This is a genomic window from Streptomyces sp. NRRL S-244 (assembly GCF_000717915.1).
Taxonomy (GTDB): Bacteria; Actinomycetota; Actinomycetes; order Streptomycetales; family Streptomycetaceae; genus Streptomyces.
Window position 1 is genome coordinate 1 of record NZ_JOCX01000045.1, and the last position, 14701, is coordinate 14701.

Genomic DNA, 14701 nt, shown 5'->3' on the forward strand with positions numbered 1-14701 from the left:
GGGCGGCGGAACCCCCCCCACCGGGCCCCGCAGGGCGGAACCCGTGGGCCGGGCCGGGCCCGGGCCGCGGCGGTGGCACGCTGGCGCCATGGATCCGCACCTCCTCCGTACCTTCGTCACCGTCGCCCGGCTGTCCTCCTTCTCCGGCGCGGCCCGCGAGCTCGGCTACACCCAGTCCGCCGTGTCCCAGCACATCGCCGCCCTCGAAGGCGACCTGCGGGCGGAGCTCCTCACCCGGCGGCCCGTCGAGCCGACCCCGGCCGGGGTGCGGCTGCTGGAACACGCCGGGCCGCTGCTGCTGCGGCTCGACGCGGCCCGGGCCGACGTGCTGCGGCTGGCCGCCGCGCCGCCCGGGCGGGTCACCGTGGCCGCGTCCCCGCTCGCCGTCGGGCCCCGGCTGCTCGCCGCGCTGCCCGCCACCGGGGTCGCGCTGCGGGTGCTGGCCCCGGCCGAGGTGCCCGCCGCCGTCGCCACCGGCGGCTGCGACCTCGGGCTGGTCGACGGCCTCGCCGCGCCCAGCGACCCGCTCCGGCTGCCCGACGTGGCCCCGCTCACCGTCACCGGCGTCGGCGAGGACGGGCTCGCCGTACTGCTCCCGGCCGGGCACCCCTGCGCCGGCCGGGCCTCGCTGCGGCTCGACGACCTCGCCGACGCCCGCTGGATCGACGCCCCCGGCGTGGGGCCGGTGCCCGCGGCCGTGCGCACCGGACCGGCCCTGCGCTACGACGGCACCGACCTGCACGCCCTGTGCGCCCTCGCCGCCGCCGGGCACGGCCTGGTCCTGCTGCCGCGCCGGGTGGCGCAGGCCGCCGGGGCCGGGGTCGCCGTACCGCTCGGCGACCCGCGCCTGGTGCACCGTACGGAACTCCTCGCCCCCGGCGCCCCGACCCCCGCGGCGGCCGCCCTCGCCGCCCGCCTCACCGCGGCGCGGTAACCACTCGCGCGCGGCCCGGCGCGGCGGCAGGATCGCAGCATGGACCTCGAACCCGATCCGTTCACGCACGCCGACTACGCCGCCCGGATGGCCGCCGCCGCCCAGAGCGCCGCCGATGCCGGGCTGGCCGGGCTGCTCATCGCCCCCGGGCCCGATCTCGCCCACCTCACCGGCTACCGGCCCGTCGACACCGAGCGGCTGACCCTGCTCGTGCTCGCCGCCGGGCAGGAGCCCGTCCTCGTCGTGCCCGCCCTCGAGGCCCCCGACGCCGCCAAGGCCCCCGGGGCTCCCGCGCTGACCCTGCGCGACTGGTCCGACGGGAAGAACCCGTACGGCGTCACCGCGCCGCTCCTCGACGTCGGCGGCCGCTTCGGGGTCAGCGACAACACCTGGGCGCTGCATCTGCTCGGCCTCCAGCGGGAGTTGCCCGCCACCTCGTACGCCCCGCTCACCGACGTCCTGCCGATGCTCCGCGCGGTCAAGGACCAGCGGGAGCTGGAGCGGCTCGCGGCGGCCGGCGCGGCCGCCGACGCCGCGTACGCGCAGATCCTCAAGGTCGCGTTCGCCGGCCGGCGGGAGACCGAGATCGCTGCCGACCTGGCCGCGCTGCTGCGCGAACACGGCCACTCCCAGGTGGACTTCACGGTCGTCGGCTCCGGCCCCAACGGGGCCAATCCGCACCACGAGGCGGGCGGGCGGATCATCGCGCACGGCGACATGGTGGTCCTCGACTTCGGCGGGCTCAAGCACGGCTACGGCTCCGACATCTCCCGCACCGTGCACGTCGGAGAGCCGAGCGCCGAGGAGCAGCGCGTCCACGACATCGTCCGCGAGGCCCAGCGGGCCGCCTCCGCGGCCGTCCGCCCGGGCATCGCCTGCCAGGACGTGGACCGGGCGGCCCGCGCGGTGATCACCGAGTTCGGCTACGGCGACCGGTTCATCCACCGCACGGGCCACGGTATCGGCGTGACCACCCACGAGCCCCCGTACATGGTCGAGGGCGAGGAGCAGCCCCTGGTCCCCGGGATGTGCTTCTCCGTGGAGCCGGGCATCTACCTGCCCGGCCGCTTCGGGGTGCGCATCGAGGACATCGTGACGGTCACCGAGGACGGCGGCCGCAGCCTCAACAACGCCCCGCGCGAGCTGGCCGTCGTGGAGTGAGGGCCCGAGCGGTCACACCTCCCCGGCGATGACCAGGCGATAGCCGTAGTCCACGCTCTCCTCCTCCAGCAGGTGGGCGTGGCGCCGGTGCCAGGCCCCGGATTCCAGGTCGGCGCGGAGCCGCTCGATCGCCGGCTCCAAGACGGTGGCCGGAAGCGTCGCGAGGGTCGAGCTGGCGGCTCGTACGGCCGGGTCGAGGTAGGCCTCGGGCCGGCGCCAGTGGGCGGTCTGGAACCCGTCCGTGAAGTCGTGCGGGATCGGGAACGGCACCACGGTGTGCGCGTCGAGCGCCTCGACCACCTCGGCCAGGGGGGTGAAGCGGGAGTGGTCCAACTCCCGGATCTCCGGGAGGTATTCGTCCACCAGCCACAGTTCGGGCCGGTGCTCCGGATCCCAGGTGAAGACGGCCTGCCGCCCCGAGACGCGGCGCAGCTCGCCGAGTCCGCGGTGTGGATCGGACCAGTGGTGCACGGTGAGCACCGCCATGGCGGCGTCGAACGCGCCGTCCGCGAAGGGGAGTTCCTCCGCGCCCGCCTTCACCTTCCGCGGGCCGGGATGCTGGTCGAGCATCACCTGGGACGGGTCGACGGCCGTGACCTCGGCGTCCTGCGGCTCGTACGACCCGGCCCCGGCCCCGACGTTGACGACGGTGCGCGCGCCGCCCAGCGCCTGCCCGATCAGCGCACCCAGCCGGGGGTCGGGCAGCCGTACCCGCTTGTAGCCGATCCCTATGCGGTCGTACGCGGCCGCCGGCACGTCTTCCTCTTCGCGTTCCTGTTCCATGGGGCCGACTCCATCAGAGCGGGCCCGACGCGATCAAGTGGCTTCGCAGTGAGGCCGGTTACGGTCCCAGCAGCACCGCCGACTCCGCCGGGACGTGCACGCGGCCGTCCGGTCCCGGGTGCTCGACCGGGTCCCAGGAAGCCAGGACCCGGACCCCGTTGCGGCCGAGGGCGATGGTCACCGGGTCGGGGGACAGGTTCACCGCCACCCGTACGTCGCCCCGCCGGAACGTCACCCAGCGGCGCTCCTCGTCGTACGCCACGCGGACCGCCGCCAGGTCCGGATCCCGCAGGTCCGGGTGGGTGCGCCGGAGCGTGATCAGGGTCCGGTACCAGGCCAGCAGCCGGTCGTGCGGGGCGCGCTCCGGCTCCGCCCAGTCCAGGCAGGAGCGGTCCCGGGTGGCCGGGTCCTGCGGGTCCGGGATCTCCTCGGCCTTCCAGCCGTGCGCCGCGAACTCCCGCCGCCTGCCGCTGCGTACGGCCTCGGCGAGCTCCCAGTCGTCGTGGTCGGTGAAGTACTGCCACGGCGTGCCCGCGGCCCACTCCTCGCCCATGAACAGCATCGGCACGAACGGCCCGGTCAGCGCCAGCGCCGCACCGCAGGCCAGCAGCCCGGGGGAGAGCGAGCCCGCGAGCCGGTCGCCGAGCGCCCGGTTGCCGATCTGGTCGTGGGTCTGCGTGTAGCCGAGGAAGCGGTGCGCGGGCGTGCGGCGCCGGTCCACCGGGCGGCCGTGGCTGCGGCCCCGGAAGGAGGACCAGGTCCCGTCGTGGAAGAACGCCCGGGTCATGGTCTTGGCCAGGGCGGCGAGCGGCGCCTGGGCGAAATCGGCGTAGTACGCCTGGGACTCGCCGGTCAGCGCACAGTGCAGGGCGTGGTGGAAGTCGTCGTTCCACTGCGCGTGCAGGCCCAGACCCCCGGCTCCGCGCGGGGTCGTGGTGCGCGGATCGCACCGGTCGGACTCGGCGATCAGGAACAGCGGGCGGCCGGACTCGGCGGCGAACTCGTCCACCGCCGCGGACAGCTCCTCCAGGAAGGTCAGCGCCCGCCCGTCGGCGAGCGCGTGCACGGCATCCAGCCGGAGCCCGTCGATCCGGTAGTCCCGCAGCCAGGCGAGGGCGCTGCCCAGCAGGTACGAGCGCACCTCGTCGGAGCCGGCCGCGTCCAGGTTGACCGCCGCGCCCCACGGGGTGTGGTGGGTGTCCGTGAAGTACGGGCCGAAGGCCGGGAGGTGGTTGCCGGAGGGGCCCAGGTGGTTGTGGACCACGTCCAGCACCACCCCGAGCCCGGCCGCGTGCGCCGCGTCTACGAACCGGGCCAGCCCGGCCGGGCCGCCGTACGGCTCGTGCACCGCCCACGGCGCGACCCCGTCGTACCCCCAGCCGTGCCGGCCGGGGAAGGGGCAGACCGGCATCAGCTCCACGTGCGTGACCCCGAGCGCGGTGAGGTGCCCGAGGCGGGCGGCGGCCGCGTCGAAGGTGCCCTCGGGGGTGAAGGTGCCGATGTGCAGCTCGTACAGGACCGCGTCCTGGAGCCGCGTGCCGGGCGCCGGCGCCTGCGGGGTGAGCGGCTCGAAATCCACCACCGCCGAGAGGCCGCCGGGCCCGTCCGGCAGCCGCCGCCCGCGCGGGTCGGGCCGTACGTGCTCCTCCCCGGGCGCCACGCCCAGCAGGAACCCGTACCGGTCCCCGTCGGCGGCCGGGGCCTCGGCGATCCACCAGCCGGAACGGTCCGGATCGCGTGCCATTTCGTACGTCGCCTCGCGGAGCCGCAGCGCGACCCGGTCTGTCAGCGGTGCCCACACCTCGAACTGCACGGACGGTTCCCCTCGTCTGCGGCGGTACCCGGAACGTGTGCCGGGCCCATCATCGCGCGGACGGCCGGAGGAGTTCTGGACACTCCGGCCCTGACGGGCCGACAATCACCCTGTGACGTCGAGTTTCGAGTTCCCCGCCTTCCCGGTACCGCGCCTTTCCGACGCGGAGCGCGACCGGGCGCTGGAGCAGCTCCGCGAGGGTGCGGCCCTCGGGAAGCTGTCCCATGACACGTTCCTGCGCCGTATGGAACTCGCCCTCGTCGCCCGCCGCTCGGAGGACCTCGCGGTCCTCACCGCCGACCTCGCAAGCCGCGGGGGCGGCGAAGGCCCCTGGACCCGGCGCGTCTTCGCCTGGGTGGGCCGGGCCTCGGCCGTGTCCGCCGGGGTCCGGCGGGCCTGGACCGCCGAGCGGCTGCCGAAGCTGCTGCTGCCGCACCCCAGCGCCCGGTCCCTGCGGATCGGCCGCGACCCCGGGAACGGGCTGCGGCTCACCGACGAGACGGTCTCCCGGGTGCACGCCGAGCTCGGGATGCGCGACGGGGTGTGGGTGCTCACGGACCTCGGCTCCTCCAACGGCACCACGGTCAACGGCCGCCGGGTGACGGGCTCGGTGGTGGTCCGGGACGGGGACCAGATCGGCTTCGGCCGGATGAACTTCCGGCTCTCGTCGAGCTGACCCGCCCCTCGCGGGGTTCGCATCGGGCCCGATGATGGTGCCCATGGACGCTGAAGACCCCAAGGAACACCGGCCACCCGTCGTGCGGGCCGCGCGCCCCGAGGACCTGCCCCGCCTCGTCGAGCTCGTCCACGAGCACGTCGCCTACGAGAAGTCCGCGCCCCGGCCCCCGGACCTCGCCGACCGGCTCGGTCCGCAGCTGTTCGCGGACGGCGCCCGGCTGTGGGTGCTGCTGGCCGAGGCCCCGGACGGATCGGTGGCCGGATACGCCGCCTGCTCGGCCGAGTTCGCGTTCTGGGACGCCCGGCACTACCTCCACATGGACTGCCTCTACCTCGCCGAGGAGGCCCGCGGCCACGGCCTCGGCGCCGCGCTGATGGACGGGGTGGCGGAGCTCGCCCGCGGGCTCGGCCTCGACCAGGTCCAGTGGCAGACCCCGGACTGGAACGAGGGCGCGATCCGCTTCTACGACCGGCTCGGCGCGGCCGGCGCGCCCAAGCGCCGCTACGCCCTGTCCGTGCCGCCGCCCGGGGAGCCGTCGGCCGCCGCCGCTACGCATTGACCGTTCCGTCGGGTTGATCCGGCCTGTCGGCTCCGTCGGCTCCGTCGGGTACGTCAGGCCCGTCAGACCTGTCCGGCCCGTCCGGCCCGTCAAGCCCCTCCGTCACGAGCCGCTCGTACGCCGCCAGGACCGTGCGGGTCTGGTGCTCGACCTGGGTGGCCACCGGGATCCGGCGAGCCCGGAACCGGGCGGCGAACTCCTCGCACCAGCCGGTGACGAGCCGGTCCAGCCCCGGGGCCGCCGGGTGGTCCTGGGCCCGGAGCACCCGCAGCAGCATCGCGGCGGCGCGCAGCGACAGCCGCCGCCCGAAGGCGTCGATGCTGCCGATCGCGGCCGCCGTGGCCTCGGCGGGGGCACCGGCGCCCGTCCACTCCACGGTGATCCGGGGGATCAGCGCGAGCGTCCAGTCCACGGCGCGCAGCAACGCGGCGGCGTCGGCGGCCGCACCGGGATCCGCCCCGGAGCCCGCATCGGAGCGCGTGCCGGTGCTGGTGCCGGTGCCGGTCCCCGAGCCGGTGTCGGTGCCCGTCCCCGAGTCCGCGCCCGGCTCCGGCGGCCCCGGCACCCGGTCCCGTACGCGGGCCACCAGCGCGGCGTCCGCGGTGAGCCGCCCCGCCAGGGTCCGCAGGGCGCCGCGCGGATCCGGGTGCGGGGCGGGGTCGTCCACCAGGTCCGAGGCCCACATGGGGACTTCGACGATGGCCGTGGTGCCGGCGTACCGGTGGGCGTGGTACCAGGTGCTGAGCCGGGTGTCCTCCGGGTGGAACGCCCCGCCCGCGTCGGCCCCGGGCTGCGGCATCACGAAGATCCCGGGCCCGGGGGAGGGCCAGCCGGCCGCGTCCGAGGCGCCGGTCTCCACCGGGATCCGCAGCTCGGCGGCCGATTTGGCGAACGGTTCCGCAAGGCCGGGTATGTCCCGGGTGAGCTGCACCCAGGAGCCGCCGAGGTCGGTGCCGTGCAGGGAGACCTGGAGGACGGGCCGCAGCTCGTCGATGAGGGCGGTCAGGGCCAGGGTCTCGGGCGGCAGCCGGTCCGGAGGCAGTAAAGACGGCGCCCACTCGGGCTGTTCCGGACCGGGGGGCCGAAAGAAGTTCCGGTGGTAGTCGAGCAGGGAGTGGGGGCGGGGCGTGCGGTGCAGGGCCGCCCCGTCGGGATCGGCGCAGAGCAGGAAGTGCCAGCCGCGGCCGGCGCGGAGCCCCGGGTCGTGGAGGACGCGCCGGGCGAGGGCGAGCGCGGTGGCACCGCCGACGGGCTCGTTGGCGTGGGCCCCGGCGACGACGAGCACGCCCGCGCCCCGCGGGCGGCCGCTCGGCTCGACGGAGAGCAGCCACAGGGGCAGGCCGCCCCGGGAGGTGCCGGCCTGGCGGAGCCGGACCGGGCCGGGGTGCTCGTCCGCCAGAGCGCGGGCGGCCAGCGCGAGTTCGGATGGTGTGGGGTAGCACATGTCACGGAGGAGGGTCACGTCTGATGCAATGCCCGCCGCGCACGCCCCCTACTGCTCCGCACGCCCCACACTTCCCGGAAACCCCTGGCCAACGCCTTGCCGCCACGCCCCGCCCCCGCTTCTGCCCGCGCCTACGCCTAGGCCTCCGCCCCGGCACCCGGCTCCGCCTCCGCCCCCGGCTCCGCCTCCGCCCCCGGCTCCGCCTCCGCCCTCGCCCCCGCCCCCGGCCCGCCCTCGCGGAGCAGGAGGGCGACCGGCCGGTCCGCGAGCAGCTCCGCGAGCCGTACCTCGCCCTCGTACGAGGACCCCCCGTCCAGCAGCGCCGTCCACCGCCCCGGAGGGAGGGCCAGGGCGGTGTCCCGCCAGCCGCCGGCCCCGGCCAGCCGGTGCGACAGCCGGGTGGCCGCCGCGACGAGCCCGGCCGGGCGGGCGAAGGCCAGGCAGTGCTCCGCCGCCGGGCCCCGGGCCGGCAGCGGGGTGTACCCGGTGAACAGCTCGGGCCGGTCGCGCCGCAGCCGCAGCAGGGCGGCCGTCAGCGCGAGCTTCTCCTCCGCCTGCCCCTGCGGTACGGCCCCCGCGTCCAGCCGGGCCAGGGCCTCGCGCGGGAACCGGGCCGGGCGCCGGTTGTCCGGATCGACGAGGGCCCGGTACTCCGTCTCGGCGCCCTGGTAGACCTCCGGGACCCCGGGCATCGCCAGGTGCAGCAGCGCCATGCCGAGCAGGTTCGCCCGGGCCGCCGCGGCCAGCCCGGCGGGCAGTTCCGGGTCCGGTGCGCATGCCGCGACGGCGGCTTCGTACGCCGGGTCCTGGTCGGTCCAGCTGGTGTGCAGCGCGGCCTCGCGGACGGCCTTGAGGAGCGCCTGTCCGAGGCGCTCGGCGCGCTCGGGGACCTCCCCGAGGCCGAGCGCCGTCTGCCGGGCCACCCAGGCCAGCTGTGGATCGGGCCCGGCGGGCCGGCCCATCGCCTCGGGGGCCTGGGAGAGCGCGGAGATCCGGGCCCTGACGTCCGCGCTGCGCTTGGTGTCGTGCGTGGACAGCACCGTCCCGGAGCGGGGCCAGTCCCGGTCGAGCTCGGCGCAGTACGCGTGGAACTCGGCGGGCGGGAGCGCCGGTTGCCCCGGATCCCCGCCGACCTCCGTGGCCGACAGCAGCGGGGCGTGCCGGTAGAAGGCCCGGTCCTCCAGCGACTTGGCCCGCAGCGCCGCCGAGGTCTGGGCGAAGCGCGCCGCGAAGGCCGGATCACGCAGTACGAGGTCCCGTACGCCGGCCACCGCGCCCGGACCGGCCGGCGCGGCCGCCTCCGCCAGGGCCTGCGGGTCGAGCTCCGGCTCCCCGGGGTAGGGCCGGTAGACCGGATAGGCGATCAGCAACTCCCGCACACCATCTGCCAGTTCCGGCCCGGCGGCCCGTTCCAGCGCCGCCAGCTCGGCCGCCAGATCGCCGGTCAGCACCTCCCGCGCGCACGCCCGGGCCGTCCGCTCCCAGTCCGCGCACCCGGTGAACTCCACGTACCGGCGGCCCAGTTCCGCGGCCCCCGCCGGATCGGTGAACACCCCGTCCACCCGGTGCAGGGCGTCGTACCCGGTGGTCCCGGCCACCGGCCAGCCGGGCGGCAGCCGTTCGTGGCGGGCCAGGATCTTCTCCACCACCACCCAGCAGCCCCCGCCCACGGCCGTCCGCAGCCGCCGCAGGTACCCCTCCGGGTCCGCCAGCCCGTCCACGTGGTCGATCCGCAGCCCCTCGGCCACCCCGTCCCGTACCAGCTCCAGCACCTTCGCGTGCGTCGCCGCGAACACCTCCGGGTCCTCCACCCGGACCCCGATCAGATCCGAAATGGTGAAGAACCGACGGTAGTTGAGCTCGGTGCGGGCCGCGCGCCACCAGGCCGGCCGGTACCACTGCGCGGCCAGCAGCTCCGGCAGTGCCAGCCCCGCCGTCCCCTCGCGCAGCGGGAACTCCAGCTCCCCGTGCCGCAGCACCGCGAGGTCCCGGTCGACGGAGAACGCCTCCGGCTCGGGCGGCCCCGGGAGCACCGGCAGCAGCACCTGGCCGCCGCCCGCCTCCCAGTCGATGTCGAACCAGCGCGCGTACGGGGACCCCGGCCCCTCCCGCAGCACCTCCCACAGGGGCCCGTTCAGCCGCAGCGGAGACGGCACGGCCATGTGGTTCGGGACGATGTCCAGCACCAGGCCGAGCCCGTGCCCCCGGGCGGCCGCGGCCAGGGCGCGCAGCCCCGGCTCGCCGCCGATCTCGGCCCGTACCCGGGTGTGGTCGGTGACGTCGTACCCGTGCGCCGAGCCGGGGACCGCCTCCAGCACCGGCGAGAGGTGCAGGTGGGACACCCCGAGCGAGGCGAGGTACGGCACGGCCGCCTCGGCCGCCGCGAAGGGGAACTCGGGTCGCAGTTGAAGCCGGTACGTCGAACTCGGGGCCGGCGGGGACACCGCAGTGCTCGGGTACGGCTGGCTCATTTCTGCCTCCTTGCGTGGAAACCCCCGGCTGCAGTCGGGGGCGGGGCGGGGGACCTCCCGCTCGCGGGGGAGATACGTGTCCCCGGCTCGGAGCCGAGCAGCGGCCGGGCCCCGCTGCGTGAGGCTGTGACCTGTGCTTGCGTTCGGATCCTGACCGGCCCTGGCGTCCCGGATGCGGGGGCTACTTCTGTGAAGCGGGCGTTCAAGTACCGTTTCTATCCGACCAGCGCGCAGGCGGCTGAGCTGTCGCGGGCGTTCGGGTGCGTGCGGAAGGTCTGCAACCTCGCCCTCGCCGCCCGTGCCGAGGCGTGGAGGGTGAGCCGGACCCGCGTGGGCAGCGCGTTCGTGGGGTTCTGGGCGAAGCGGACGCAGCATCCGCGGTGCAAGTCGAAGCGGAAGTCCCGTGCCTCGGCCGAGTACACGCGCAGCGCCTTCCGCCACTCCGGCGGGCGGCTCACCCTGGCGAAGACGGCGGAACCACTGGACATCGTTTGGTCCCGCCCGCTCCCGCAGGGGGTGAGCCGGAAGGAGAAAGGCAGCAACAACCGGGCCAAGGCTTGCACCCGAGTGGCGAGGATCCATGCCCGGATCGCCGACCGCCGAAGGGATCACCTGCACAAACTGACGACTCGACTCGTGCGTGAAAACCACACGCTCGTGATCGAGGACCTCGTCGTCCGCAACATGGTCAAGAACCACAAGCTCGCCCGTGCCATCCACGACGCGTCCTGGCGTGAGCTGAGGTCCGTGCTGGAGCACAAGGCGGCGTGGTACGGGCGTGAACTGATCACCGTCGACCGGTGGTTCCCCAGCACCCGCCTGTGCTCCGTCTGCGGGGCACTGGCCCCGGCGATGCCCCTGAGCGTCCGTGAGTGGACGTGCGAAGGCTGTGGGGCGACCCACGACCGTGACGGGAACGCCGCCGCGAATCTTCTGACCGCCGGACTGGCGGCCGCTGCCTGTGGAGCGGATGTAAGACCCCATCGGGAGTCCTTCTCTCGGTCGGGGCGGTCCGTGGTGAAGCAGGAAACCCCACCCGCGAGGGCGGGAATCCATTCCCCGTAGGGGAGAAGCCAAGAGAACGTACGTACCCACCTTTCGACTTCCCGGATTCCGTGCCATTACCCAATGCGCCCGAATGGCTGCATCGCGTTAGCGTTGATCAAGTGGCCGGAACCGTCAACACCTATCGAAGAGTCATCGCCCTGACCGGGCCCCTCCTTCCGCTCCTCTCCTTCCTCGCACGACTGCCCGTCGCGATGTCCCAGTTCGGGAGCGTGCTGCTGGTCGCCGAGACCAGCGGTTCGCTCGCCGCCGCCGGCATCGTCGGGGGTACCCTCTCCGCCGGACAGGTGGTCTTCGGGCCCGTCCTGGGCCGGCTCGCCGACCGGTACGGACAGCGGCCCGTGGTGCTGGCCGCCGCCGCGGTCAACGCGGTCGCCACCGCGGCGCTGGTCGCCGGGGCCCTCGGCGGTCTCGCGACCGCCCCGCTCGCCGCGATCGGCGCCGTGACCGGGGCCTCCGTACCGCTGATCGGGCCGCTCGCCCGGACCCGCTCCGTGGCCCTCGCCCACCGGGCCGGGGCCGACGAGGGCGTGGTGGGCGCCGTCCACTCGCTCGAAGGCACCCTGGACGAGGTCTCCTTCGTCTTCGGACCCGCCCTCGTCGGACTCGCCGCGCTCGTCGCGCACCCCGCGATCGCCCTCGGCGGGGCCGCCGCCCTCGTCGCCGTCTTCGCCACCGCCTTCGCCCTGCACCCGACCGCCGCCGTCACGGCCGGGGCGGGCCCGAAGGCCGGCGCCGGCGCCGATGCGGCCCCGCGCCCCGCCCGCCACCCGCGCGTCGTGTACGCCGTACGGGGCTCGCTGCTCCTCCAGGGCGCCATGTTCGGCGCCTGCCAGGCCGGAATCGCCGCCCTTACCGCTCGTCTGGGCGTCCCCGGCCAGGCGGGCATCGTGTACGCCGCGATGGGCGTCGTCAGCGCCGCCGTGGGCCTCGCGCTCGGCGCGCTGCCCGCCCGCATCGGGCTGCGGGTGCGCTGGCGGGCGGCCACCGCCGCCGCGCTGGTGCTCTCCGTACCGCTGCTCTTCACCCACACCCTGTGGCCGCTGTACGCGGTCGTCACGGTGCTCGGGGCCGCGTACGCCCCGCACCTGATCACCGCCTTCTCGCTCACCGAGCGGGTCGTGGAGCCGGCCCGGCTCGCCGAGGCGACGGCTTTCGCCGCCAGCTCGCTCGTGGCCGGGCAGGCCGCCGCGCTCGCCACCTCGGGGCGGCTCGCCGAGTGGTACGGGCCCGCCGGCGCCTTCGCGGTCGCCGTCGGGGCCGCCGCGCTGTCCCTGCTCCTCGCCCTCGTGACCCGGGTACCGGCCGCCCGGGCGCACCCCGCCGCGCCGAAGGTCTTCATCCCGGCGCAGCAGAGCGCCTCCCCGGGGGCGGCGGGCCCGTCGGAGGCCGCCGCCCCCGGCTCCTCCTACGCCGGGCGCTGAAGCACCACCAGGCACCGTCCTGTCAGCGCCACCCGGTCCCCGGCCGCGAACTGCGGTCCGGTGCCGGGTGGCAGTACGTCCGGCCGCGCCGTGTCCACGACGAGCCGCCACTGCGCGCCGTGCCCGGCCGGGACCGTGAACTCCTGCGGATCGGCGCCCGAGTTGAACATCAACAGGAACGAGTCGTCGGTGATCCGCTCCCCGCGCGAGCCGGGCTCGGAGATCGCCTCCCCGTTGAGGAACACCGTCAGCGCGCGCGCGTGCTGGGCCTGCCAGTCGCGGGCCCGCATCGGCTCCCCGTGCGGGGTGAACCAGGCGATGTCGGAGAGCTCGTCGTCCGTCCCCTCCACCGGCCGGCCGTGGAAGAACCGGCGCCGCCGGAACACCGGGTGGTCGCGCCGCAGCCACACCATCCGCCGGGTGAACTCCAGCAGGGCGGGAGCCGGTTTGCCCGGCTCGGGCCAGTTCACCCAGGACAGGTCGTTGTCCTGGCAGTAGGCGTTGTTGTTGCCGCCCTGCGAGCGGGCGAACTCGTCGCCGTGGCTGAGCATCGGCACGCCCTGCGAAAGCATCAGCGTGGCCGTGAAGTTGCGCATCTGGCGCTCGCGCAGCTCCAGGACCTCCGGCTCATCCGTCGGCCCCTCCACCCCGCAGTTCCAGGACCGGTTGTGGGTCTCCCCGTCCCGATTGCCCTCGCGGTTCGCCTCGTTGTGCTTCTCGTCGTACGAGACGAGGTCGTGCAACGTGAAACCGTCGTGGCAGGTGGTGAAGTTGATGGAGGCCAGCGGGCGGCGCCCGTCGTCCTGGTAGAGGTCGGAGGAGCCGGTCAGCCTTCCCGCGAACTCCGCGAGCGTGCGCGGCTGCCCGCGCCACAAGTCCCGTACGGTGTCCCGGTACTTGCCGTTCCACTCGGTCCACAGCGGCGGGAAGTTGCCCACCTGGTAGCCGCCCTCGCCCAGGTCCCAGGGCTCCGCGATCAGCTTCACCTGGCTCACCACCGGGTCCTGCTGGACCAGGTCGAAGAACGAGGACAGCCGGTCCACCTCGTGGAACTGCCGGGCGAGGGTGGCCGCGAGGTCGAAGCGGAAGCCGTCCACGTGCATCTCGGTGACCCAGTAGCGCAGCGAGTCCATGATCAGCTGGAGTACGTGCGGGGAGCGCATCAGCAGCGAGTTCCCCGTCCCCGTGGTGTCCATGTAGTGCCGGGGATCGTCCGCGAGCCGGTAGTACGAGGAGTTGTCGAGCCCGCGGAACGACAGGGTCGGGCCCAGGTGGTTGCCCTCGGCGGTGTGGTTGTAGACCACGTCGAGGATGACCTCGATCCCCGCCTCGTGCAGGGCCCGTACCGCCGACTTGAACTCCAGCACCTGCTGGCCGCGGTCACCGGAGGCGTAGCCGTTGTGCGGGGCGAAGAAGCCGATCGTGTTGTAGCCCCAGTAGTTGCTGAGCCCGTCGTCGACGAGCCGGTGGTCGTTGACGTACTGGTGTACGGGCATCAGCTCCAGCGCCGTCACCCCCAGCTTGGTGAGGTGCCCGATGACCGCCGGATGGGCGAGGGCCCCGTACGTACCGCGCAGTTCCTCGGGCAGGTCGGGATGGCGCATGGTCAGACCCTTGACGTGGGCCTCGTACAGCACGGTGTGGTGGTACTCGTGGCGCGGCGGGCGGTCGTTGGCCCAGTCGAAGTACGGATTCACCACGACCGAACTCATCGTGTGCGGGGCCGAGTCGAGGTCGTTGCGCGAGTCGGGCCGGCCGAAGTGGTAGCCGTACACCTCCTCGCCCCAGTCCACGCTCCCGGCGATGGCCCGTGCGTACGGGTCCAGCAGCAGCTTGGCCGCGTTGCAGCGCTGCCCGCGCTCGGGCTCGTACGGGCCGTGCACGCGGAAACCGTAGCGCTGCCCGGGCATCACCCCGGGCAGATAGGCGTGGCGTACGAAGGCGTCGGTCTCGCGCAGTTCGACCGCCGTCTCCGAGCCGTCCTCGTGGAGCAGGCACAGCTCGATGCGTCGGGCGGCCTCGGAGTAGACCGCGAAATTGGTGCCGGCGCCGTCGTACGTGGCGCCGAGCGGATACGCCTGTCCCGGCCAGACCTGCATGGATACGGTTCTTCCCCTCGTTCTCCCGACTGGCGGGCTGATGTCTCGGTGCCGATCCGGCGTGGACCGCGTCTCTGCCAGATCTTCCCCGAAAGTGGGCCCGCACGCGGGGACTTGGGATGCTCCTACCGGGTGACCCGGAGAGCTGATATGCGGGTCAGCGGACTATGCGGGCATCCGATAATGGGTCAACGGACCACCCCTGTACGTCCCGTCGGACCGCATCGGGCTGCATCGGGAGCCGAGCTCGGAGTACCCTTCCGTGATCA

11 protein-coding genes are annotated in these 14701 nt (G+C 74.7%); 6 read left to right on the forward strand and 5 right to left on the reverse strand.

Going from position 1 to position 14701, the window contains the following annotated elements; all coding sequences use genetic code 11:
• The first annotated feature begins 88 nt into the window (after positions 1-88).
• Both IF02_RS0130895 and IF02_RS0130900 read left to right on the forward strand, forming a co-directional pair.
• Complete coding sequence (locus tag IF02_RS0130895) at positions 89-934, forward strand: LysR family transcriptional regulator (protein WP_030162869.1); 846 nt, start codon at positions 89-91, stop codon at positions 932-934.
• 39 nt (positions 935-973) lie between these two features.
• Complete coding sequence (locus tag IF02_RS0130900) at positions 974-2095, forward strand: M24 family metallopeptidase (RefSeq protein WP_030162872.1); 1122 nt, start codon at positions 974-976, stop codon at positions 2093-2095.
• A 12-nt stretch (positions 2096-2107) separates the two neighbouring features.
• Here IF02_RS0130900 and IF02_RS0130905 read toward each other — a convergent pair whose 3' ends face one another.
• Both IF02_RS0130905 and treZ read right to left on the reverse strand, forming a co-directional pair.
• Positions 2108-2878: a class I SAM-dependent methyltransferase gene (locus tag IF02_RS0130905; protein WP_037837465.1), complete on the reverse strand. Its 771-nt coding sequence runs from the start codon at positions 2876-2878 to the stop codon at positions 2108-2110.
• A 58-nt stretch (positions 2879-2936) separates the two neighbouring features.
• Positions 2937-4691, reverse strand: coding sequence for a malto-oligosyltrehalose trehalohydrolase (gene treZ, locus IF02_RS0130910; RefSeq protein ID WP_030162876.1), 1755 nt, complete (start codon positions 4689-4691; stop codon positions 2937-2939).
• A gap of 112 nt (positions 4692-4803) precedes the next feature.
• Between treZ and IF02_RS0130915 the strand changes: the two genes are divergently transcribed.
• The gene (locus IF02_RS0130915) at positions 4804-5367 is read left to right on the forward strand and encodes a DUF1707 and FHA domain-containing protein (protein ID WP_030162878.1); all 564 of its coding nucleotides are present in this window, start codon (positions 4804-4806) and stop codon (positions 5365-5367) included.
• Between the two features lie 43 nt (positions 5368-5410).
• Entirely contained in the window at positions 5411-5929 is a 519-nt protein-coding gene (locus tag IF02_RS0130920; RefSeq protein ID WP_030162880.1) for a GNAT family N-acetyltransferase, read from the forward strand.
• On the opposite strand, the gene IF02_RS0130925 is transcribed toward IF02_RS0130920, so the two are convergent.
• Entirely contained in the window at positions 5919-7391 is a 1473-nt protein-coding gene (locus IF02_RS0130925; protein WP_078622433.1) for a M14 family zinc carboxypeptidase, read from the reverse strand. The genes IF02_RS0130920 and IF02_RS0130925 overlap by 11 nt on opposite strands.
• Before the next feature lie 119 nt (positions 7392-7510).
• Positions 7511-9844, reverse strand: coding sequence for a malto-oligosyltrehalose synthase (gene treY / locus IF02_RS0130930; protein ID WP_078622434.1), 2334 nt, complete (start codon positions 9842-9844; stop codon positions 7511-7513).
• 189 nt (positions 9845-10033) lie between these two features.
• Here treY and IF02_RS0130935 point away from each other — a divergent pair, with 189 nt between their 5' ends.
• Both IF02_RS0130935 and IF02_RS0130940 read left to right on the forward strand, forming a co-directional pair.
• Positions 10034-10909: an RNA-guided endonuclease InsQ/TnpB family protein gene (locus tag IF02_RS0130935; protein WP_030162885.1), complete on the forward strand. Its 876-nt coding sequence runs from the start codon at positions 10034-10036 to the stop codon at positions 10907-10909.
• Positions 10910-11010: 101 nt separating this feature from the next.
• Positions 11011-12333, forward strand: a complete 1323-nt coding sequence (locus IF02_RS0130940) for an MFS transporter (protein ID WP_030162887.1) — start codon at positions 11011-11013, stop codon at positions 12331-12333.
• Here the strand turns inward: IF02_RS0130940 and glgX are convergent.
• The gene (gene glgX, locus IF02_RS0130945) at positions 12318-14432 is read right to left on the reverse strand and encodes a glycogen debranching protein GlgX (protein WP_030162889.1); all 2115 of its coding nucleotides are present in this window, start codon (positions 14430-14432) and stop codon (positions 12318-12320) included. The genes IF02_RS0130940 and glgX overlap by 16 nt on opposite strands.
• Between the last annotated feature and the right edge of the window lie 269 nt (positions 14433-14701).